General features: G+C 47.2%; 17 protein-coding genes. 10 read left to right on the forward strand and 7 right to left on the reverse strand.

All coding sequences use genetic code 11. The features are described 5' to 3' along the window. Positions 1–26: 26 nt before the first annotated feature. From RA156_RS08965 to recR, 3 genes are all read right to left on the reverse strand, one after another. Positions 27–1,397, reverse strand: coding sequence for a dihydrolipoamide acetyltransferase family protein (locus RA156_RS08965; protein ID WP_434064840.1), 1,371 nt, complete (start codon positions 1,395–1,397; stop codon positions 27–29). Positions 1,398–1,487: 90 nt separating this feature from the next. Next, on the reverse strand, positions 1,488–3,434 hold the full coding sequence (locus tag RA156_RS08970; RefSeq protein WP_306639546.1) for a glycosyltransferase family 2 protein: 1,947 nt from the start codon (positions 3,432–3,434) through the stop codon (positions 1,488–1,490). Beyond that, entirely contained in the window at positions 3,431–4,051 is a 621-nt protein-coding gene (recR, locus tag RA156_RS08975; RefSeq protein WP_306639548.1) for a recombination mediator RecR, read from the reverse strand. Before recR ends, RA156_RS08970 begins: the two co-directional genes overlap by 4 nt. A gap of 66 nt (positions 4,052–4,117) precedes the next feature. On the opposite strand from recR, the gene RA156_RS08980 reads away from it, so the two are divergent. From RA156_RS08980 to RA156_RS08995, 4 genes are all read left to right on the forward strand, one after another. Continuing rightward, entirely contained in the window at positions 4,118–5,653 is a 1,536-nt protein-coding gene (locus RA156_RS08980; RefSeq protein WP_306639550.1) for a sodium:solute symporter, read from the forward strand. Positions 5,654–5,751: 98 nt separating this feature from the next. Continuing rightward, positions 5,752–6,969 carry a pyridoxal phosphate-dependent aminotransferase gene (locus RA156_RS08985; RefSeq protein WP_306639551.1) on the forward strand — a complete coding sequence of 406 codons (1,218 nt, stop codon included), beginning with the start codon at positions 5,752–5,754 and terminating at the stop codon, positions 6,967–6,969. Positions 6,970–6,980: 11 nt separating this feature from the next. Beyond that, the gene (locus RA156_RS08990; RefSeq protein ID WP_306639553.1) at positions 6,981–7,982 is read left to right on the forward strand and encodes a bifunctional heptose 7-phosphate kinase/heptose 1-phosphate adenyltransferase; all 1,002 of its coding nucleotides are present in this window, start codon (positions 6,981–6,983) and stop codon (positions 7,980–7,982) included. Beyond that, positions 7,982–9,808 carry a TrkH family potassium uptake protein gene (locus RA156_RS08995; RefSeq protein WP_306639555.1) on the forward strand — a complete coding sequence of 609 codons (1,827 nt, stop codon included), beginning with the start codon at positions 7,982–7,984 and terminating at the stop codon, positions 9,806–9,808. The genes RA156_RS08990 and RA156_RS08995 overlap by 1 nt, the downstream gene beginning before the upstream one ends. A gap of 489 nt (positions 9,809–10,297) precedes the next feature. On the opposite strand, the gene RA156_RS09000 is transcribed toward RA156_RS08995, so the two are convergent. Next, positions 10,298–11,716 (reverse strand): tetratricopeptide repeat protein, encoded by a 1,419-nt coding sequence (locus RA156_RS09000; protein ID WP_306639557.1) that lies wholly within the window; start codon positions 11,714–11,716, stop codon positions 10,298–10,300. A 127-nt stretch (positions 11,717–11,843) separates the two neighbouring features. Next, the gene (locus RA156_RS09005) at positions 11,844–12,191 is read right to left on the reverse strand and encodes a hypothetical protein (protein WP_306639559.1); all 348 of its coding nucleotides are present in this window, start codon (positions 12,189–12,191) and stop codon (positions 11,844–11,846) included. Between the two features lie 211 nt (positions 12,192–12,402). Here RA156_RS09005 and RA156_RS09010 point away from each other — a divergent pair, with 211 nt between their 5' ends. The 3 genes from RA156_RS09010 to aroA all read left to right on the forward strand — a co-directional run bounded on the left by RA156_RS09010 (position 12,403) and on the right by aroA (position 15,267). Further along, positions 12,403–13,203, forward strand: a complete 801-nt coding sequence (locus tag RA156_RS09010; RefSeq protein ID WP_306639561.1) for an alpha/beta fold hydrolase — start codon at positions 12,403–12,405, stop codon at positions 13,201–13,203. Positions 13,204–13,281: 78 nt separating this feature from the next. Then, positions 13,282–14,022, forward strand: a complete 741-nt coding sequence (gene ubiE, locus RA156_RS09015; RefSeq protein ID WP_306639563.1) for a bifunctional demethylmenaquinone methyltransferase/2-methoxy-6-polyprenyl-1,4-benzoquinol methylase UbiE — start codon at positions 13,282–13,284, stop codon at positions 14,020–14,022. Next, positions 14,023–15,267, forward strand: coding sequence for a 3-phosphoshikimate 1-carboxyvinyltransferase (gene aroA, locus RA156_RS09020; protein WP_306639565.1), 1,245 nt, complete (start codon positions 14,023–14,025; stop codon positions 15,265–15,267). It abuts the gene before it with no gap. 246 nt (positions 15,268–15,513) lie between these two features. Here aroA and RA156_RS09025 read toward each other — a convergent pair whose 3' ends face one another. Continuing rightward, a complete protein-coding gene (locus RA156_RS09025; protein WP_306639567.1) occupies positions 15,514–16,317 on the reverse strand; it encodes a hypothetical protein in 804 nt (267 codons plus the stop codon). A gap of 366 nt (positions 16,318–16,683) precedes the next feature. On the opposite strand from RA156_RS09025, the gene RA156_RS09030 reads away from it, so the two are divergent. The 3 genes from RA156_RS09030 to RA156_RS09040 all read left to right on the forward strand — a co-directional run bounded on the left by RA156_RS09030 (position 16,684) and on the right by RA156_RS09040 (position 18,552). Continuing rightward, positions 16,684–17,148 (forward strand): transposase, encoded by a 465-nt coding sequence (locus tag RA156_RS09030; protein WP_306639569.1) that lies wholly within the window; start codon positions 16,684–16,686, stop codon positions 17,146–17,148. Positions 17,149–17,351: 203 nt separating this feature from the next. Beyond that, a complete protein-coding gene (locus RA156_RS09035; RefSeq protein ID WP_306639571.1) occupies positions 17,352–17,672 on the forward strand; it encodes a hypothetical protein in 321 nt (106 codons plus the stop codon). Between the two features lie 82 nt (positions 17,673–17,754). Further along, positions 17,755–18,552 (forward strand): prohibitin family protein, encoded by a 798-nt coding sequence (locus RA156_RS09040; RefSeq protein ID WP_306639573.1) that lies wholly within the window; start codon positions 17,755–17,757, stop codon positions 18,550–18,552. A 244-nt stretch (positions 18,553–18,796) separates the two neighbouring features. Here RA156_RS09040 and RA156_RS09045 read toward each other — a convergent pair whose 3' ends face one another. Continuing rightward, positions 18,797–21,976, reverse strand: coding sequence for an AsmA-like C-terminal region-containing protein (locus RA156_RS09045; protein WP_306639575.1), 3,180 nt, complete (start codon positions 21,974–21,976; stop codon positions 18,797–18,799). Positions 21,977–22,136: the final 160 nt, after the last annotated feature.

Here is a 22,136-nt window from a genome sequence, read left to right on the forward strand (position 1 = left end):
TTTACCAAGCTGTTGCTCAGTAAAACTTACCAAAGTGACCGATTCACGTCGAATTGCTCTAGGTAATCAGCCACTCTTCTCACAAAACTACCCCCTAACATACCGTCTACTACACGGTGGTCATAGCTGTGTGAAAGGAACATCATATGGCGGATTCCAAGCATGTCTCCATCCGGTGTTTCGATCACTGCTGGCTTCTTGCGAATCGCACCCAGCGCGAGAATCGCTACTTGTGGTTGGTTGATGATTGGTGTTCCCATTACGTTTCCGAAAGTACCCACGTTGGTAACCGTGTAAGTACCTCCTTGGATCTCGTCTGGTGAGAGTTTATTCTCACGAGCACGTGTTGCCAGATCATTGACCACGTTGGCTAGACCAACCATGTTGTAACGATCTGCATTCTTGATCACTGGAACAATGAGGTTTCCGCTTGGAAGGGCTGCTGCCATTCCTAGATTGATTTCTTTGCGAAGGATGATGTTTTCACCATCCACAGAAGCATTCACGCCTGGGAAGTCTTTGATTGCCTTCGCTACGGCTTCCATGAAGATTGGAGTGAAGGTCAACTTCCCTCCTTCGCGCTCAGCGAACTCTTTCTTCATCTTGTTTCTCCAGTTCACGATGTTCGTTACATCCGCCTCAACGAATGACGTCACGTGTGGAGATGTATGCTTCGACATCACCATGTGATCAGCAATCAGCTTGCGCATGCGGTCCATTTCCACGATCTCGTCGTTTGGTCCGGCTGTAACTTTTGGTCCTTGGTGAACCTTAGCTGGCGCTGGTGCTGGTTTCGGAGCGCTCTCCACTTTCGCGGCAGGAGCTGCTTGTCCGTTTGATGATGGTGCTGGAGCGGCTACCGCTGCTCCGTTTCCACGATTGGCCACGTAGGCTAGGATATCTTTCTTCGTTACGCGACCTTCAGAACCACTTCCTTGAACTGCTTCGAGCTCTTCCATGGAAATGCCTTCTTCTTTAGCAATGCTGCGAACTAGTGGCGAGTAGAATCGTCCGCTAGGACCGTTCTTCGCGACTGCTGTTCCTGCTGTTGCCAATGGCGCTGTAACTGTTTCAAGCACTTCTTGAGAAGGTGCCGCAGCTGCTGGAGCCGGCGCTGCCGCCGCAGGAGCTGCTGCAGGCGCTGCCGCTGCTTCTCCATCTGTAGAGAACATAGCGATTGCTTGACCTACTTCAACAACGTCTCCTTCGTTGACCATGATCTTGGTGATCACACCGTCTTCTGGAGCGGGTACTTCTGAGTCTACCTTGTCTGTGGCGATTTCAACGATTGGTTCGTCAGCTTCAACTTGCTGTCCTTCTTCCACCAACCATTTGATGATCGTTGCTTCTGCAACGCTCTCTCCCATTTTCGGTAATAAGATCTCTGTTTGTGCCATATCGTGCCTTCTCATTTAAGGTGCCGCAAAATTAGTCAATTTCCAGACGTGATTGGCGCGATTTAGCTGTTGATAGGATTTGTTATCAACTTACCCTTCGCCAAGATGGGCGAAGTGGCGAAAAACAAGACTCAAGTCATTGCGAATGCGGTAATTACGCGCATAGATGATGTTGAGTTTTTGCAGGGTATCTTCATCCCCTTCTCGTAAAATGGCACCGGTTGCAGGGGTAATCACCCCTTTCAATACCGACGGCAATCGCATGGAAGAGGTCGAAGTTTGCGCATAACCCACCCAAGTTCTTGAGCCCGTCAGCACTTTGAAGATGTTCCCGAAGAAGGAAGACTTCTTGTCAACAAACCAGATACTAATGGGTAAAGTCACCAACATTCCGAGTGCGAAGAGAATGTCAAACAGTCGTTTATTCCGACGATTTGAAGGCTTGTGCACTCCGTTGGTTTCGAGCATAAATAGTTCACCACTGGTCTCAATACTATTGCTCCCAATCATGTACAATGAGTCAGGTGGAGCAATCTTGTAATCCACTTTTACCCCTGTGGTTTTGATCATGGAATCAATGATCTCAGCAGCCGCCAAATCCTTTCCGCTAAAGATCACTTGATCAATGCGGTGGACCCTAATTACTTCCTGCAACTGATCACGCGTACCCACCTGGTTATCATGTACTTTATCATCTATTGCAACACCTACAACCTCAGGACGAGAAACGGAAGTTTGTCCGAGCAACTCGCTGATTCTTTCGATCTCTTCTGCCCCACCCACAACGGCGAATCTTCGCATGCCAGCACCCACCAAAGCGAAGCGTTCCGGCGATAGCCGAGAAAGAACCCAACGAGATATCAAGTAGTAAAGCACAGAGATCACGGCACCGAATAAAACGAGGGCGCGTGAGAACCTGAGGCTTTCTGGAAGAAGTGAATAGGCGACAAGAATAATGAGCGAACCAATGATGCTACCTCGCACCAAACGCAACATGGAGATCGGTCGATCATAGCCTCCTGAAAAGAATACTGAAAGCATCCATGTAATAACGTAGCCACTGAAAGCGTAGATCATTAAGCTCTCATCGAAGATCTTCTCAGCCACTTGCGCGTAATAACGCTGAGCGAGCCACATTCCTGAGAACAAGGCCGACGCATCAATCAACGGAAGAATGATCTTCTTGGCGACACGTTGAATCACCGCAATGGAAGCACGCGCCCAAATAGCCACATTAATCAGACGTGTATATGCCTTGGCATTGCGCTCGCTGAAATGCTTGCGGGCGAAGATGACCATGGCGTTGTAGAATACGAACACATAGTTCAGGCTACCGCGCTTGGTTGATTCACCTTTGTAGTGAATGATGCGTGTTTCAGGGAAATAGTAGTTCTGCCAACCACCTAATACAATTCTCCAACTGAGATCAATGTCTTCACCGTACATGAAGAATTCTTCATCCAATAAGCCCACCTTATCAAGGGCTTCTTTACGCATCAACATGTAGGCCCCACTGAGAATCTCAATCTCTGCAGTCTCATGCTCATCGAGATGTCCGAGATAGTAGTGATTGAGTTTCCGAGATCGCGGGAAGAGTCGGTAAATCCCACTGATCTTGCAGAAGGATACCCATGGTGTAGGTAAACCTCGTTTTGACTCAGGTAAGAACTTCCCTTTTCCATCAACCATACGAACTCCTAACCCACCGGCTTTTGGATTCGCATCCATGAACTCCACACACTTTCGGAAGGTGTCTTCTTCAACTACCGTATCAGGATTGAGAAGAAGCATATACTCCGCATCCGAAGCGCGCATGGCTTGGTTGTTAGCGCGAGAGAAACCAACATTGTCTTTGTTCGCCACCAACTTCACCCAAGGGAAACGTTCTGCAACCATGGCGCAGGAACCGTCTACACTGGCATTGTCAACAACCCAAACATCAGCCTCCATGCCTTGGATCGCCTTTTCGACCGAAAGCAAGCACTGTTCGAGGAATTGCTCGACGTTATAGTTGACTATGATGACGGAGAGTTTCATTTGCCTGGCAGGGCGTTTTCGTAAGGTAGACGTTGCATGATCGAGCGAGCGAGGGTCACCTCATCTGCATATTGAAGTTCATCTCCAATAGCCACACCCCGAGCGATCGCCGTAACTCGAACGTCGTATTCGCTCAATTTCTTGTACAGGTAGAAAGAAGTTGTCTCCCCTTCCATGGTTGTGCTAAGGGCGAAGATGATTTCATCTACCGTTCCATTTTTCACGCGATCGATCAACGATTGAATGTATAGATCGTTCGGTCCTACCCCATCCATCGGAGAAATTACGCCTCCCAACACATGGTAGCTTCCGCGGAATTGCTCTGTTGATTCAATGGCTAGCAATTCCCGAATTCCTTCGACCACACACACGGTGCGATGCTCACGACGTGGGTCAGAGCAAATGCCGCAGACCTCAGTATCTGATAGGTTATTGCAGATTTTGCATGCCTTAATCCCAGAACGTAAAGCGGTAAATGCGTTTGAAAAGCGTTCTACGTCTTCTTCATCACGACGAAGCATATGCAACACCAGACGTAACGCCGTTTTCCTTCCAATTCCTGGAAGCGAAGCCATTTGGTCAACGGCCTCTTCAATCAAACGCGAGGGAAAATTCATCCCACAAAACTAACCAGTCTCTTCGATTTTCTTGTGACATTGCATGCAGAACCCAGACGAGACTTTATGAATGCACTTGCGATACTCGGACTGATCGCCGGATACTTTGTGATCTTGATGCTGATTGCCCGCGCGACCTCTCGGAATGAGAGCAACAGTAATTTCTTCCTTGCCGGTAAAAGTGCGCCTTGGTTCTTGGTAGCCTTCGGAATGATTGGCGCGAGTCTCAGTGGGATTACCTTCATCAGTATTCCCGGGAAGGTGGGGATTCAGAATGAAGCCGGTGAATTCGTTGACCAATTCAGCTACATGCAAATGGTGCTGGGCTATCTGGTGGGTTATCTGTTTATCGCGTTCGTCTTGATGCCGATCTACTATCGACTTCAAGTCACTTCTATTTATACCTACCTCGAACAGCGCTTTCACTTCACGGCATACAAAGTGGGCGCCTTCTATTTTTTGGTTTCGAGAACCATCGGGGCCTCGATTCGCCTATTGTTGGTGGCTAACGTATTGCAAGAGTTTGTCTTCAAAGAACTGGGTGTACCTTTTGAAGTTACGGTGGCACTGTCGATTCTATTGATCTGGATTTACACGCATCGAGGTGGTATTAAAACCATCATTTGGACTGATACCTTACAGACCCTATTCATGCTGGTAGCCTTGGGTTGGAGTATGTATTTGCTTTCTGATGCTTTAGGTCTCGCTGAACGCGGAATGGTGACCACCATCGCTGAAAGTCAATACGGACAATGGTTCTTCTTTAACGACGCTGGCGGCAACCCGCACTTCTTCTGGAAGGAATTCCTCGGTGGAATCTTTATCTGTATTGGTATGACAGGAATGGACCAAGACATGATGCAGAAGAATTTGGCTTGCAAAAACATTCGTCAGGCGCAGCTGAATATGGTGAGCTTCTCAGTGGTTCTATTCGTTGTGAATGCCCTCTTCCTCGGACTTGGCGCGTTGCTATTCATGTATGCTGAACAAGAAGGAATGGAGCTGATTACGAGCTCAACTGGAAAGGTGCGCACCGACCTGCTCTTCCCTACCATTGCGCTGCGTGGCGACCTGGGCATCGGATTGAGTATTGTCTTCTTGTTGGGGCTTATTGCAGCCGCCTACTCCAGTGCTGACAGTGCTTTGACGTCATTGACGACTTCGGTTTGTGTCGACTTCCGGAACATTCTGAAAAAGCCTGAGCAGCTACAAGTGAAGATTCGCAAGCAAACGCACGTGATCATGTCGGGCGTGCTTTTCATCGTGATCCTGATTCTGCATTACACCTTAGATCTTTCAGCCATCGGTCAATTGATCTTCCTGGCTGGATTCACCTATGGTCCGTTGATTGGGTTCTTCCTATTTGGAATCTTTACGAAACGAAAGGTGCGCGCAGAGCTTATCTTAGCTATCGCTATTGTCGCTCCGCTTTTGACTTACGTGCTTTTCAAGAACAGTGGAGACTGGTTCAACGGCTTCAATTTTGGCGCCTTACACATCGTCTTGAATTCAGTGATCACCTTCGTTCTTTTGATGGTAGCGTCTTTTGTTCCAACACCAATCAAGGCAAAGGATCAAAAGGTTGTTGACCAAGCCGCCTGATTCCTGTTCATAAATTATACGATTCGATCGAATTAACCTTTCCGCCGTTAGGCGAGAAACAGACCTAATCGCTTAATTTTGTTGTTCATCCATTTACAATGAGAATTAGTCCGGAAATGAACGTATGCAAAGAGTCAGACCTACTATCACGATTGTCAGAGTCTGCTACACTTGCCATGGCGCGGATTAGCCGCGAGTTGAAAGCGCAAGGTCACGATGTGATTTCACTGAGTTTGGGAGAGCCCGATTTCGACACCCCTGATTTTGTCAAGGATGCGATTAAGAAGGCCGTTGATGAGAATTATTCGCACTATCCTCCAGTAAATGGATACTTAGAGGTACGCGAAGCGATCTCAAAGAAATTCAAGCGCGACAATAACCTCGACTATTCGGCTGATCAAATCGTTCTGTCTACAGGAGCGAAGCAGAGCTTGGCTAACCTTGTTCTGTGTTTGGTGAACCCGGGTGATGAAGTATTACTTCCGGCACCATACTGGGTGAGCTACAGCGAAATCGTAAAAGTCGCTGGAGCTATTCCGGTGGTTGTGCCTACAAATATTACGAGCGACTTCAAATTGACACCAGAGCAATTGGCTTCGTCGATCACTGACAAAACCCGCATGATCATCTACAGCTCACCATGTAACCCGAGTGGATCGGTCTACACACGTGAGGAGCTTGAAGGATTGGCGGCGGTGCTTCGTCAACGCGAAGACATCATTGTCGTAAGCGATGAGATCTATGAATTGATCAACTTCACGGAAGCGCACGCCAGTATGGCTACCCTTGACGGGATGTACGATCGTACTGTAACGGTGAATGGTGTGTCGAAAGGCTTCGCAATGACGGGTTACCGACTGGGGTACATCGGTGCTCCTCTTTGGATTGCGAAAGCTTGTTCAAAGATTCAAGGTCAATTTACGAGTGCTCCTTCTGGCGTATCACAGATGGGCTGTAAGGCTGCTGTCGAAGCGCTGCCTGAGACAGTTGAATACATGAAAAAGGCTTTCTTGAAGCGTCGCGATATGATGATTGCTGGCCTACGTGAGATCGAAGGGTTGGAAGTGAACGTTCCTACTGGGGCCTTCTACATCTTCCCTGATGCCTCGGCTTTCTTCGGTAAGAGCGTTGATGGACGTACCATTAACAATGCTACCGATCTTTGTGCTTACATTTTGGAAACAGAATTCGTAGCCCTCGTAACAGGAGATGCTTTTGGAGATCCAAACGGATTCCGCATTTCGTACGCTGCGAGTGAAGAAGAATTGAAAGAGGCTTTGGTTCGTATCAAGCGTGCCTTAGACCGTTTGCAATAAATTCAAGCAATTTGAATATCGATAAACACGAGATCGATCGCCTTTACCGAGGCTTTAATGACCTGACCGCTATGGTAGTGGGTGACGTCATGATCGATGCTTATTACTGGGGACGCGTAGACCGTATTTCTCCCGAGGCTCCTGTGCCCATCGTGCAGATCACTGAACGTGAGAACCGTTTGGGTGGCGCTGCCAATGTAGCGTTGAACGTTATGAGCCTGGGGGCAAAACCGATTATCTGTTCGGTGATTGGGAATGACGAAAAGGCTGACCTTTTTGAAGCTTTGTTGGCGAAGCGTGATTTCTCTAGCGAGGGAATCGAACGCAGTAGTGAGCGCCCAACCACCGTTAAAACCCGCATCATCAGCAGCGATCAACACTTGCTTCGTGTAGATGAAGAATCAACTCGTGCCTTGAGCCAGGCCGAAGAGACAGCCTTCATTCAGCGCTGTACCAAGGTGATTGAATCTGGCGAAGTAGACGTATTGATCTTCGAGGATTACAACAAAGGCCTCTTAACTGAGCATGTGATTTCTTCATTGATCTCGCTAGCGCGGAAACATAATATCCCTGTAACGGTAGACCCGAAGAAAGAGAACTTCTTCGCCTACCAGCATGCTACCCTCTTCAAGCCCAACTTCAAGGAATTAGTGGAAGGGGTAAAACTCGATATTGACAAGAACAGCGACGAGGCCATTATAGCGGGCATCCGTGAAATGGAATCAAAACTATCGAATGAACTCTCTTTAGTAACACTCTCAGAACGAGGTGTCATGGTAAAACAAGGAGATCAAGTACAGCGTATCCCGGCTCACCCACGCAAGATTATTGATGTGTCTGGAGCAGGTGATACAGTGATTAGTGTGGCTTCCTTGATCTTGGCACTCAAAGGAGATCCAGCTGTCATTGCAGGCATGTCTAACCTAGCGGGAGGATTAGTCTGTGAGAAGGTGGGTGTGGTGCCTATCGACAAAGAACTACTCTTCGACGAAGTAAGAAAAAACAATAGCTAATGGACTTCCGGCAACTGCGGGAACGGGTCAATCTCTTCTTGTATGACAACAAGTCGAAGGTACTGAGGGTCGGAAAGATCCTCAACGTGATTGTGTCGTTAATCGCGATGTCGAGCCTTGTCTATTACTACGGATTCCAGCACGATCAGGCGACGGAAGAAATGCTCCTTGGTGTCATCAAGATGAGCTTCGTCTTCTATGTGTTGCACTTCCTTCTTCGCTTTATCTATAGCTTCCAGCCTATTGAGTTCCTCCGAAAGAATTGGTTTGAAGGGATCATCATGTTCCTGCTCACGGTAGAAGGAATCTCCTATAACGTCTTTGACTTCCTGCTTTTAGAGAAACTTGCCTTAGCCTTTGGCTTCAATAGTTTCACTGACCTGAGTGCGCTGTTTATCCAGCTTTACATCTTGGCGGTTGTCTTGATTGGGATCGGACGAGGAGGTGGAGCCATGACGCGATTCAAGTTGAATCCTGCGGTCATCTTCATTACCTCCTTCGCAGTCATCATCTTCATGGGGACAGGGCTTTTGATGCTCCCTGAAATGACCGTTCCCGATGGAGGAATGAACTTTCTGGACGCCTTATTCACCTCTACCAGTGCTACCTGTGTTACGGGATTAATGGTAGAAGACACGCCTACCTTTTTCACTTTCAAAGGACAGGTCGTTCTGCTCATCTTGATCAAGCTCGGTGGTTTGAATATCATCGCCTTTGGTTCCTTCTTGGTATTGGCTAGTCGCTTTGGATTACGCGTGAAGCAACACGATGTGATTGAAGACTTCGTGAACAACGATTCTCACCTGAGTGCTGAGAGCATGTTAGGCAAGGTGATCATCTGGAGTACCGGAATGGAGATTCTCGGTGCCATCATGATGTTCATCTTTTGGGATGAAGCCATACCCTTTGAGAGTAACGGACAACGAGCCTTTTATTCCATATTCCACTCCGTCAGCGCCTTTAACAATGCAGGGATTAGTCTCTTCACCGATGGATTATACAACGAAGCCGTGCGCTTCAATTTCTACATCCATTGGCTGGTGACCATCTTGGTATTCTTTGGTGCCCTGGGTATGGTTGCGGTCTTCGACCTCTTCGACCCCCAAAACCTACGCGAACGTATGCGCGCTCCATGGAAGCGCATTGGTTTCATGACCAAGATTGCGTTGTACTTCTCTATCGGACTTGTCATCATTGGTTCGGTGGGCTATTACATCATGGAGTACAACGGAACCCTCGCTGGCTACAATCAGTTTGGGAAGATCACGACGGCCGTATTCCAGAGTGTCACGCGTACGAGTGGCTTCAATACAGTTGACTTTGGGAGCGTGGGCGTACCCAGCTTATTCATGCTGATTGTGTTGATGTTCATCGGTTCCAGCTCAAGCTCCACCGGTGGAGGAATCAAGACTTCTACCCTTGCCATCGTCGGAGCAGACATTTGGTCAACGATTCGAGGTGCCAGTAACACCGAGCTCTTTAAGCGCACGATTTCTCCGTTGCTTAAGTCGCGCGCGTACTCCGTACTAGTCTTCTTCTTGATCTTCGATGTCATTGGCATCTTCGCCCTCAGCATCAGTGAAAGCCACATCCTCGCCAACCCGAATTACGACATCATTGACCTCGCCTTCGAAGAGGTCTCAGCCCTCGGAACGGTAGGTTTGAGTACAGGTATCACCAGCCTTCTCTCTCCTTTCGGAAAACTCGTCATCATCGCCAGCATGTTCGTCGGACGTGTTGGAACACTCACTGTAGCCTTCGCCGTTGGGGTGAATTTGATCTCGAAGAATTATCGGTACCCGGAGGGGCATACTATGGTGGGTTAACAGGCGTAAGGCCTAGGGCTTAAGGCGTATGTGGGTTACTCCTAAAAGGGCTACATCCCGTAGGGATGGGATCTCGTAACATGAAAGGTGCATGAATCCCGAAGGTACGGGACAGGTGCACCGCTAAAGGACCGCAAGCATCCCGTAGGGATGAGAACTCGTAACACCGCTGAACAAGGCATCTTGAAAGGTGCATGAATGCACCGCTAAAGGACCGTAAGCATCCCGTAGGGATGAGACCTCGTAACACCACTGAACAAGGCATCTTGAAAGGTGCATGAATGCACCGCTAAAGGACCGTAAGCATCCCGTAGGGATGAGACCTCGTAACACGTGGTACCTCCTCTAAAAACTCTACCCCGTAGGGGTTGATAACGCATCAGAATGGAGAACGGATTGCCCACGAGGCAATCCCTACATATGCACTCGAAGTCATAGATGTTGCGCAAAGCGCAACGAACACTAACCATGCTAACCGCCTGAGGCGAACTACCCCTTCACCTCTTCCAATCCCACCCTAACTTTGGGGATCTCAATCTTGAACTCAGTGATGCCTTCCTTCTCTTTTTGCTTCACTTTCCCTTTGACGAGGGAGAGACGTGCTTCGGCTGAGCGAAGGTTGAGGTCTTCGGCAGGATTGAGTTGGTTGGCTGAGACTCTACAGATCAAGTCTTTGCCTTTTTCTTCGATTGATACTTTGACATCTCCTTCTTTGCAAGAGTCAGCAACGTGAGTTAAGACATCTTCGATTACTCGGTAGCTGAATAGACGTCCGTCTTTTTCAAGTTTGATGGGGATGTACTCGAAGTGGTAGTTGCAGGAAGACTTGCGGAAGAGGTTTTGAAGTAGATGATCTACCGCCTCCACCAAACCAAGTTGGAGGAAGGGGTTATGTCGTTGGTTCGATAAGAACTTCGCTGCAGCAATGGCACCGGGGATGGTGTGTTCTGGGAGTTCTCTTCCTTGAAGGATGAGTTTCTTTTCTTTTGATGATAGTCCGATTTCTTTCCAGAAGAGATCTGTTACTCGTTTGTTTTCTGCCTCTTTGGTATCGAGAATGGCTTGCGTTTGCGCTTGCTGCACGGCCTTTCTTCGTGTGTACCAAGCGAGGGCTATTCCAGCGAGAAGCACGACGAAGCCGATGATTCCGAAGATGGTCAGTTGGAGCTCGGTATTTTTTAGTTCTTTCTCTTTGGTAGCAAGTGCTTGACGCGCTGTGATGGCTTCTTCTTTCGCTAGCTCAAACTCGGCTTGGATTTGCTCTATTTTGAGTGCCGTTTCTGCGCCGTAGAGTGAGTCTTTCGCTGAATAGAACGAATGACTCAGCCTCAATGCCTCCTCGAATCTCCCTTGTTCTGAATAGAGTTCCTCCAGATTCTGAAGGGCAACTAGAGCAAATTGATTCAGCCCATTCGTGGTACTCAACTCCAATGCCTGTGAAAATTCGTTCTCTGCTTCCTGATCTTTGCCCAAATTCCAATTGGCCACTCCCCTATTCAGCATGAGGATGGTTGATACGGTCTTATCGTGTCGCTTGACATTTAAACGCTCGGCTTCGTCAATCAACTCCAAACTCAATTCATAATTCTCGAGATCGTTATAAATAGCGCTGGTATTAGTTAAGGCTTTCAGCCAGCGCAATGAATCACCCGAAATCTCATATGCGGAGAGAGCTTTAGAGAAGTAAGTATCAGCAGAATCTAATTCATCATTCCAATAATAGTGCACGGCTAGATTGTTATATGCATCTCCCTTAACACCATGTTGTGACAATTGTGAAGAGACCATTAACGATTTCTGAAACCAGTCTATCGCATCATCATCTTCATCAAGTTGGTCTTTGATGATTCCATACTTCAGGTAAAGTGTTGAAAGAAATGGACTATTCGGTTCAAGTCTCTCCTCCAATTGGCGGAAATAATAAAACGAACTGTCAAGCGCAGATTGTTTGAGAAATAAATCAGCTTTATCAAAAAGCGAAACCAGGGAACTATCAATTAGACCCTGGTCTCTTAAATCATTTGCGAAATGTTCTTTATGCTGCCCGAGAATTAGAATCAGCACTAGGGTCACCTTCAGAAGAGCCACTGATATAAGTGACTGCGCTTTGCCCTTTCTTCTTCTTTTTCTTTTCAGTGGTAACAACGATTTCATCTTCTCCAGTTTGGCGTTGGATTGTTTGCGTTGTGGTCACCACATGATTATGCGGAAAACTTGTATCAGTGATCACCTCTACTGTAATATTACGAACACTTCCCGTAACTACGTTCGAGGTTTCTCTACCGGTTTCTCCCGCAGGATAATAAATCTCTGTTTTTAACTCCCATTTATTCGTCGCTGGATCGATCTCTGTCAGGGTTAATCTTGGCTCATAGAAAGTCATAGTCTTTTAATTTGGGTTCATCATCCTTTACTCTCTCGAAGGAAGAAGGATTACAGATTTCTTCCCATCTCCCTGTAGTCCAAATCCGATAAGAGTGGCCTTCGGCCAATCGATAAACGATAATCTATAAACGACAACACACACTAACGCCTATAGCCTAAAGCCTAAAGCCTGTTATAGATTATCAATTATCGTTTCTAGATTTGCCCTGATGAAAATTCTCGAAGCCCTCGCCCCTAATTTCCTGGTCAAAAAAGCTTTTCATAAACTCAGTAATCCTGAAGTTCATAAGCTACGACCACACGAAGAAGGAGTCATCCGTTCCGCCCGGAGGGCGACTAAAAAATTCAAGCAATTCGACATCGCTACGTATACTTGGGGACATGGCCCTAAGAAAGCTTTGTTGGTGCATGGATGGGAAGGACAAGCAGCGAACTTTGCGGCGATTGTGCCTCTCTTGGTTGACAGAGGATTTACTGTGGAGAGCTTTGATGCTCCGAGCCACGGGTTTAGCACAAAGGCTCCGACGAACATCTTTGACTATAAAGATCTGGTGTTGGAGTTCTTAAAAGTCAACAACTACCCTTTTATCATGTCGCATTCTTTTGGAAGCGTGCCTTTGACCTATGCGCTTTGGGAGCAGGAGAATTACCCGTTGCATCAATTGGTGATGGTGACTTCGCCAGACACCTTGAAGGCACGTGTAGAGCAAATTGCAGCGCAGTTGAAGTTGAGTGATAAGATGGTCACGCGTATTCTGAACAAGTTTCAGGAGGAGACGGGCAAAGATCCGAATGTACTGGCCGTGAGTGAGTTCGTGAAGAGTCTCAAGCCAAATGAGGCGAAGATCTTTCATGGCAGCAGTGATCGCGTGTTGCCCCTAGAATGGAGTGAGCGAATTCAACAGAACCTTGCCAATTGCGAGTTGGAGGTGTTGGATGGCTTGGGGCACTATAAGATTCTCTATGATGAGAAACTGTTGACTCGCATCGATGGTATGCTCAATTATTGATGAATCTGAACATTGACGCCCTTCAACTGATTATCACTTGACGCCTTTTGCGTAATCTTGCACCGCAATTTTATTTCCTTGGGAACGAAAGTCACTCCATATTCTTCAACTGAAGACCGCGCTAAGAAAGAGCAGGTAGCGGAGATGTTCGATAACATCGCTCACAGCTACGATCAACTCAATCACGTATTATCATTTGGGATCGACATCCTATGGCGTAAGAAAGCCATTCGAATGATGAAAAAGCTGAAACCAAAGCGCATCATGGATGTCGCTACGGGCACCGGTGACTTCGCCATCGAAGCAGCGCGTATGGGTGTTGATGCTGAGAAAATCATCGGGGTGGATATCTCGAACGGGATGCTCGACATTGGCCGCGAGAAGTTGAAGAAGAAAGGACTCGACCAACTCATCGAATTGAAGTATGGAGATTCTGAAAACCTTCCGTTTGAAGATGACTACTTCGATGCCTACACCGCAGCGTTCGGGGTACGTAATTTCGAGAACCTTGAAAAAGGACTCACCGAAATGCTTCGCGTGCTTCGTCCGGGTGCTACTGGATTCATCCTCGAGTTCTCCAAGCCTCGCAGCTTCCCATTTAAGCAGTTGTACTGGTTCTACTTCAAGGCTATTCTGCCAATCGTAGGTCGTCTGTTCTCCAAAGACAGTCGGGCTTATACATACCTCCCGGAGTCGGTAGCAGCTTTTCCTGAAGGAGATGAGTTCTTAGAAATTATGAAGCGTTGTGGCTACACTAGCGTGGAACGCAAAGCTTTGACAGGTGGAATCGCCACCATTTACACCGGTAAAAAAGGATAGGTGAAAAAGACCATCGGCAAATCGAATCTGGAAGGCACAGTAACGGCCCCGGGGTCGAAAAGCTTGATGCAGCGTTTAATCGTTGCCTCCCTCCTTTCTCGCGGAACAGCGATCATCCATAATCCAGCCGCGAATCAAGATTCATTTCACGCACTTGACTGCGCCCTTATTCTAGGTGCCGAAGTCAACGAAGACGAGAACAACAGTCTCCATATCGAAGGTGGCAAACAGGCTCCGGAGTATGAATTGAACGTGGGTGAATCAGGCCTCGGAATGCGTCTATTTGCGGCGGTCGGAGCGATGTCTGGTTATGAAGTAAAGCTCAACGGAATGGGCAGTCTCTTGGAACGTCCACTCACCGAGTTTGAAAAGGTCTTCCCTCAACTTGGAGCGCAGATCAATACTACGAAAGGCAAACTTCCAGCGCTGATCCAAGGTCCTTTCACAGGAGGAAGCGCCAAGCTTGATGGCTCATTAAGCTCACAGTTTCTTTCTGGACTACTCATGGCTCTTCCCCTTGCGGAAAATGATACGGTTATTGAGGTAGATTCTCTCAAGAGCAAGCCCTACGTAGACATGACCCTTGAGGTGCTTGATACCTTTGGTATTCGCACCATGCACAAAGACTACCAACGCTTCACCATCCCCGGCGGACAAGCATACACCCCTGCCGAGGTAACAGTTGAGGGTGATTGGTCAGCCGGCGCTGCCCTACTCGTTGCAGGCGCCGTAGCCAGCAAAAACGGCATCTTCGTTGATGGACTCGGACAGAAATTCACCCAGGCTGATCAAGCGATAACCGGGGCCTTATTATTCGCCGGGGCCAAGCTGATGAACCAAGACGGGAAGTACCGCATTCAAGCTCACAAACTCCGCGGCTTCAACTTCGATGCTACGGATTGCCCTGACCTATTCCCTGCCCTCGCAGCCCTCGCCGTAGCCTGCGACAAGCCAAGTAAGATCACGGGAGTCCACCGCCTCAAACACAAGGAAAGTGATCGAGGCGTCGTCATACAATCCATCTTCAAAGAAGCCGGCATCCGTGTAGACCTCGATGGTGACGTGATGACGGTACACCCGGGTGAAGTTCAATGCTGCACCATCGATTCACACAACGACCACCGCATTGCGATGGCAGGCGCTCTGCTCGGCCTTCAAGGAGGTCCGGTAACGATCACCAATGCTGAGGCGGTTCAGAAGAGTTATCCTGAGTTTTGGGATGATTTGGAGGTGTTGATGGGGTGAACGGTGGAACGCGGAACGAGGATCGCGGATCGCGGGTTACGGTTTCTTCTCTCTTTGAATCGGATGGATTTCATCCATTCCTACGAACACTTTGTGAGCTCAAACATCCCGTAGGGATGAAATCTCGTAACACCCAACAAAACACAGATCACACTACCCCGTATGGGTTGAACACCACAAAGCCTAGTCACCGGATTGCCCACAGGGCAATCCCTACTGAATCAAGTGAAGTCATAGCAATACACCTCACTTCACTTTAACGCTATAAACCTTCTTCGTTAGTCTTCCTTTTGGATTGAAGTAACTCTTCACAAAGGAATCATCTACTGTACTGATCACGATTGTTTGCCGCAATTTACCTTCATAGTAATCTCTTATGGTTTCGACGTCTGTGGTTTCATCAATACAATCATAATATCGAAGCTCAAAATTTCCTTTGTGCTTCTCATAGTATTCCACACAGCCAGGACCCAAGCGCTTGACCAAAGTGTGACGCTCTAAGCCATTATCAAACTCAGATTCTAGAGTGGAGATCGAATCGATTTTAGTGAGCATCAACACAAAAACTGTGTCTTCATTGTTTGTTGTAACGATCGATTTCCCTTCATCAACGTCATGATATTCAGTCCTCGATGTGGAGCTTCGATCGTGGCTAACGTAATCTTCAACTTTGACGAAACCCTTTTGCGAATAAGAGAAACGCTGAAGTAAGGAAGATTGTGGACTCCGAGTATCGATGAGAGATACCATACCGTTTTCCCATTCAATGTTGACTAAGAGAGTATCCAGTGCAACAGAAGTATAATAAATGTGGTTGAGTAGACCTTCTTCTCTGCTGTAATATATGCTACGCGGCTTATCGCTATAGAAATGCTCAGCCACTAGCGCCCCTTCCTCATCATACTCATTCATTTGAATCGTATCTCGAAAAGCACGGCGTCTTTTGTATGTCTCAGAAATAATGAACTCTGTTACGCAATCACAAGAAGAATCATTGAGTTCCTCAATCTTTCCATTGGTATAATACTGCGCAAAGACTTCGTTGGGCATTACAACCCAAAAGGCACCCATAATGAGTGAGATAAAAAATAGTTGAAATGAAGGCATTCGAAGAGTGAACGAAAGACTTGAGGTTCGTATTGCGAGAAAGGAATTGCGGTTAACGGAAATTTATCTCTTTGGTCTGGATGGATTTCATTCATCCCTATGGAACACCTCATGAGAATCAAACATCCCGTAGGGATTAAATCTCCTCGTTCATCACGAACCGGATGGATTTCATCCATCCCTACAGAACACCTTGTGAGAGGTGCATTTTGTTTGCGTATAAATACGCAGGTAAAGTTCTGTCCGACGATTATCAATAAAAATTGAAATGATCATTTTCTGGTTAGACCTTCGAAGGAAACTACCATTATGTATCGTTCAATTCGAAAGAAGGGATGGGATTATAGCCAGACCGCCGATTATCTAATAACCATTTGCACGAGGAATCGTCTTCCTTATTTCGGGAGCGTCGAAAAAGGCGCTGTCTCACTTTCTCCGGTGGGTGAAATTGTGCAGCGAACCATACTTGATATTCCCGAAGTGCACTCCAACGTGATCTTGAAAGAATGGGTAATTATGCCAGATCATATTCATCTCATTATTCATTTCAAGCGACGACCACCAAAAGAGCAATCAGGCGCTGGCAAATTCGGACCTCAAAAAGCAACCTTAGGTCGGGTCATAGCTGGCTTCAAGGCCAGGGTAACGTCACAGGCATTGATCGAGAATTGTGATTTCGAATGGCAAATTGGTTACCATGACCGCATCCTAAACCATCAAAGCGCCATCGAAAACGCCACCAGATACATTAGAGAAAACCCTCAAAACCTCTAACCGGATGACATCCGGTTCATGGTTGGGCGTGGTATCAAACGTAGGGACGGATGAAATCCGTCCGCAATCCGCGATCCGCATTCCGCATTCCACATTCCGCAACCCGCGTTCCGCATTCCGCGTTCCGCCTCCCTAATCCCGGTATGATTTTTGCCCCTCTAACACCAAATTGAACAACCACTCACCACACCTGTTTTATGTTCATGGAGAAAGGTCATAACCGTTGCACGCTACTTCGTTGGATGCACGTCCTTTCATTTGGCCTTCTTGTTGTTTTTGGCGCTAGCCTGATTACCCCGACATTTAATCGATTCGATCATCACTACGAAGTCTCTGAAACTTCGGAGAAATCTGAAGGTGAACCTTTGGAGTTTGGTGAAGAAGAAGCAGACGAGCTGTATACATTTTCATGGCTTGATTCGTATGGCTCGTTTGAGGGATCCCTCAACAAACATACTACCTCTTGGATCGATTCTTCTTCATTGATACACCTTCCAGTTCCTCATCCTCCGCCAGAAGGATAACCCCTCTTCTCTTTACTGAAACTGCCCATGTCGCACGCATTGCTAGCGTGCACATATCGTGTATCAACCAAAAATATCAAGTATGAAAAATCATAAAATCGCCTTGAGCGGCATCGTGCTGCTATTCGTAACGTGCATTCTTTCCAGCTGCGCTGTGATCCGACCAGGAGAGGTTGGGGTGAAGCAACGCCTTGGGAAATTAACCTCTAAGATTCATGAATCTGGAACGGTAGGGATCAATCCATTTACAACGACCCTCATTCGTATCCCGACTCGTACGGTGAATCTAGAAGTAAATCTGAACCTCCCTTCAAAAGAAGGATTGAACGTACTGTCTGAAATTTCCATTCTCTACCACATTAAGCCTGAGAAAGCGATTGCGGTTATTGAAGAAGTGGGATTAGACTACGAAGAAGTGGTCATCTTGAGTGTATTCCGATCTGCTGCTGCCGACGTTTGTGCGCAGTACCTCGCGAAAGACATGCACTCAGGAAACCGAAGCGATATCGAGGCATCTATCTTAAAACGAATGGACGACCTACTTGGGGACCGTGGTTTCGAAATTGAAGCTGTTCTCCTCAAAAGCATCAGTCTTCCAGACGGACTCTACACAGCGATTGAAGATAAACTACGCGCAGAACAAGAGGCCCTGCGTATGGAATTTGTTCTACAATTAGAACGCCAAGAGGCCGAGCGTAAAAAGATCGAAGCGGAAGGAACCCGCGACGCTCAACTCATTCTTACTGAAGGACTCAACGATCAAATTATCAAACTACGCAGCTTGGAAGTACTTCGCGATCTGGCGAACTCTCCGAATTCGAAATTGATTATCACTGACGGGAAGGCACCTGTGCTTCTCGGTGGAGAGGGTACCGAATAATTACTCCGGCGTCCGGCATCCGGCGTCCGCTTTTTTTTGACGTCCGGCGTCCGGCGTCTGTGGGATTTGGAGGGGCTGACTTTTGTTGGCCCTTTCTTCATTTGAGTAGACCGTGGACTGTGGACTGTGGACAGGGGAATTCTGAATAATGAATTTGAATAATTAATATTGAATCTCAGCGATGCCTAGTAAGGTGAATCATTAATTACCATTCATTATTTATTACTCATTATTCCAGTCGTATCTAGGGTTTTCTCTTATCCTTCCGGAGTCGAATGTCATAATCATCAAACGTCCCTACAATATTCACATTGAGGTAGCGGGTACGTTTGGTTGAATCAACTTCAACGATGTCGTCTTCTTTTTGGTCGCTTTTCGCTCCGAAGAGTTTATTTCTTGCGGCCGTTTTTACTAGGCTCCATGGGATGCGGGCGTAGTAGTTCATGCTATCGTTGAGGTTCTGGGAACCGGAGATGTCCATGTGGCCGAGGGAGGATTCGATGGTCATGTTCGGGATGTCGAGCTGACCATAGTTGAAATCCATGTGGTTCTGGAGGGTGTCGAACTTGATGCTCGTGAGGTCTTTGTCGCCAAAGTAATCTGCGAGCATGAGGATGGGGTCGTAGTTCTCAAGGCGACCATTCAGCACCTGTACATCAAGGTGCACTTCTGAACGATCAAGATCGGTCACGAAATCTGGGAACATGCGGATGTTTCCAGTAATATCAGCGTTGAGCTGGCCATGTAGGTTCTCTGAAACAATAGCGTCTTGTCCGAAGTTTTCGAATTTGAAGAGCAGTTTATCGAGGTCTACGTTCGTGAGTTCTACACGCGGTTTGAGGTAGATCTTCTCGGGGTCGCTTCCATTGAAATATCCGTTCATCGCTATATGTCCGCCAGCGGCGTCGAGACTTACGGTGTCTAGATAGATGTAATGGTCGTGCGTGATTCGGAACTGTGTTGCGATGTCTTGAAGATCTAATCTGTGGTAGATGAAGTGATCTACGTCAACATTGAACTGCATATCAGTAAAAGGCAGTTCGTAGATGTTGAAGGCTTCTTCGTGGTCAACTGTCTCCTCTGGGTGAGCTTCTCGCTCAGCTTCTTTGGATTCAAAGTTGGTCAAGGCATCGAAGTCGACAAATGGAGAGCTTAGACGGAACATGTTATCACGCAGCTTCAATGAGTCATTGTCGCCCGTGTAGTAGTTCATGTCGATATCGAAACGGGTCTTGCCCATCTTCCCTTCAAAATCTTTGACTACCAAGTGCTCGTCTTTGAATTCGAAGTAGCCATTGAAGTTTTCGAGCTTCAGTGGGTGTACATGGGTCAAACCAGTCAGTTTATCGAGCTCAACTTCGATCCCTACAAATTGATTGCGATCGTAGTGAAGCGTGCTCTCCATGTGCAGCTCTAGAGCTTCTAACTCCTCTCCTCGGTATTCTGGAGGCATGTGATTCTCTCCTCGGTAAGAGAGCAAATCATCAAACTTCAGTAGGTCAGAACGGAGGCTGATATCCAAATCAACATCGCCATGCAGTTCATCTTCCATCCAAGCATTGTAGTCGTGGATGAGACCCGTGAAGTGGAAATCAGATTCATCGATCTCACCCGTGAAATCAACGACGTTAAGGTCATCTTCCTTGATCAATATATCGGCGTGAAAATCATGAAGGGTATGCGGGTAATGCTCGAGGTCAGCATATAGATTGTCAATGAAGAACTCCCCTACTGGCAAATGCTTGAACTCTGTAAAGGCATTTCCAAGCGCATCGAATGAGAAGTCTAGGTTTAAGTTGGAGATACGCTCATGCACTCCGGAACTGTCTGTTTCTGTCCAGCCTGTCAGCTCTACAAGATCGAGCATTTCTGAAGCGATCGTCAGGTGTGCGTTTACCGGAACAGGCGCATGATGCACGATCGCTGGAAGGTCCGAAAGTGAACCCGTGATATCGAGGTTAGAGTTTCCGAGTTGGATTTCGAATTGGTCCAGTTGTGCCTCCTTTCCATTCATAGCGAGATGGATGTTCAAGTCTTTCAGCTCCGCTGGAAGTTCGGTAGAATTCAATGCGAAGTGATCTACATCCAGCTCAGCATAGTAGGCTTGGTTGAGATCTTGTAAAGTCTTCTCCGGATTTTCGATGTCAATGATATCATGAAAACGAAGGTGCATTTCGACTGACCCTTTTACATCCTGCGCATCTTCCAGACCAAGGAAGTCTACGATGAATGGCAGTTCGAAATCAGCGTCAAGCTTCATGTCGATTTCTGGCGCTTCAAAGTTGCGGACCATGATATCTCCGATGAACGTTCCCTTCTCGAGGTTGGCTTCAATCTCGGTCAATGAGAACTCCATGGTGCTCAGGTCTTTGTTTTCACCGTTGGTGAAATGCCCTTCAAAGCCCATACGATCAATTCGCTTCTTCACTTGAGAATTCTCCAAGTACGCCTGCTTCGCCCCAAAGTGCACATCGATGAACGGCAGTTGTCCTTTCGTTGGACCTTGAATTAACGCATTGAAATATATTTCACCGGCGTTATCATAGCGTTCCAGTGTAGGAATCAACTCTTCCGGAGCAAAAGCGATGAACATATCAAAGCTTGGCTTGGTCCCTTTGACAGTCAGGTCAATGTTGTTTTCGTTCTTGGTATCGAGGCTTCCTTCCAATTCGAAATCACCGTGTTCCATGGTAATTCCAGAAGGCTTGAAGACGAGCATTCCAGACTCCAGATCAAAATCGATGTCGGTATGAAACTCAAAGTGCTTGTGCTTGAGGTAAGTAGTATCACCGTGATCGAGGACGTTCAACTCGAACTCGCTATCTACGTGCGCTTTGATGTGCTTTTCGCTCGTGGATAATCCTCCTTTCGCCCAATAAACCATGGTCTCCACCTCCTTATGAGTCGCCTCTTGGTATTGGTGGACATCAATGTTCTTGAGTTCAATTTCGTTCAGGTGGATTTGGAATGGACCACTGTCAGAAGTCTCCGCGGTATCTTCAGCAGAATCCCGTGATGCTAAGGCGTGCTGGATATTCGTACTTCCATCAGGGTGTACGATCAAGTTTGCATCTCCCTCTTCCACGATCAGTGAATGGATATCGAAATTCCCGGTAGCCACTTCTAGAAGAGAAAACCCAACATAGATATCAGCCACATCAAGCAAGACCGTGGATGTGGAGTCTTTGCTCTCTAAGACTTTGACGTCATCAATTTTAAGGGAAACGTAAGGGAACGATTCAAAAGGTGCGAGGTGCACATCCCCCACCGAGATCTTACCGTCATACGTTTCATTGAGAGAAGCAATCTGCGATTGCACGATCGCATCTTGCTTGAAATACACCACCACCAGCACAATGGCTACCAACAAGATGGGCAACCCAATTCCCCAAAGGAAGAGACGACGAAGGAGTTTTCGTTTCATGGCCTTCAAAAGTAGGGATAATTGGGGAGGCTTAGGGCGTATGGCTTAAGGCGTATGTGGGTTTGATTGAAATCTTGAGAAGTGATTTTTTCCGGCGTCAGGCATCCGGCATCCGTTTTTCTTCTTTCGACATTTTATGAACCGTTTACTGATCATTTCG

Source organism: Sanyastnella coralliicola (assembly GCF_030845195.1).
Lineage (GTDB): Bacteria > Bacteroidota > Bacteroidia > Flavobacteriales_D > Sanyastnellaceae > Sanyastnella > Sanyastnella coralliicola.

What these genes read in the sequence shown, in the direction of transcription:
- RA156_RS08965 (WP_434064840.1), bottom strand. Translation starts at nt 1,397, where the DNA reads ATGGCACAAACAGAGATCTTATTACCGAAAATGGGAGAGAGCGTTGCA.
- RA156_RS08970 (WP_306639546.1), bottom strand. Translation starts at nt 3,434, where the DNA reads ATGAAACTCTCCGTCATCATAGTCAACTATAACGTCGAGCAATTCCTC.
- recR (WP_306639548.1), bottom strand. Translation starts at nt 4,051, where the DNA reads ATGAATTTTCCCTCGCGTTTGATTGAAGAGGCCGTTGACCAAATGGCT.
- RA156_RS08980 (WP_306639550.1), top strand. Translation starts at nt 4,118, where the DNA reads ATGAATGCACTTGCGATACTCGGACTGATCGCCGGATACTTTGTGATC.
- RA156_RS08985 (WP_306639551.1), top strand. Translation starts at nt 5,752, where the DNA reads ATGAGAATTAGTCCGGAAATGAACGTATGCAAAGAGTCAGACCTACTA.
- RA156_RS08995 (WP_306639555.1), top strand. Translation starts at nt 7,982, where the DNA reads ATGGACTTCCGGCAACTGCGGGAACGGGTCAATCTCTTCTTGTATGAC.
- RA156_RS09005 (WP_306639559.1), bottom strand. Translation starts at nt 12,191, where the DNA reads ATGACTTTCTATGAGCCAAGATTAACCCTGACAGAGATCGATCCAGCG.
- RA156_RS09010 (WP_306639561.1), top strand. Translation starts at nt 12,403, where the DNA reads ATGAAAATTCTCGAAGCCCTCGCCCCTAATTTCCTGGTCAAAAAAGCT.
- RA156_RS09025 (WP_306639567.1), bottom strand. Translation starts at nt 16,317, where the DNA reads ATGCCCAACGAAGTCTTTGCGCAGTATTATACCAATGGAAAGATTGAG.
- RA156_RS09030 (WP_306639569.1), top strand. Translation starts at nt 16,684, where the DNA reads ATGTATCGTTCAATTCGAAAGAAGGGATGGGATTATAGCCAGACCGCC.
- RA156_RS09035 (WP_306639571.1), top strand. Translation starts at nt 17,352, where the DNA reads ATGGAGAAAGGTCATAACCGTTGCACGCTACTTCGTTGGATGCACGTC.
- RA156_RS09040 (WP_306639573.1), top strand. Translation starts at nt 17,755, where the DNA reads ATGAAAAATCATAAAATCGCCTTGAGCGGCATCGTGCTGCTATTCGTA.
- RA156_RS09045 (WP_306639575.1), bottom strand. Translation starts at nt 21,976, where the DNA reads ATGAAACGAAAACTCCTTCGTCGTCTCTTCCTTTGGGGAATTGGGTTG.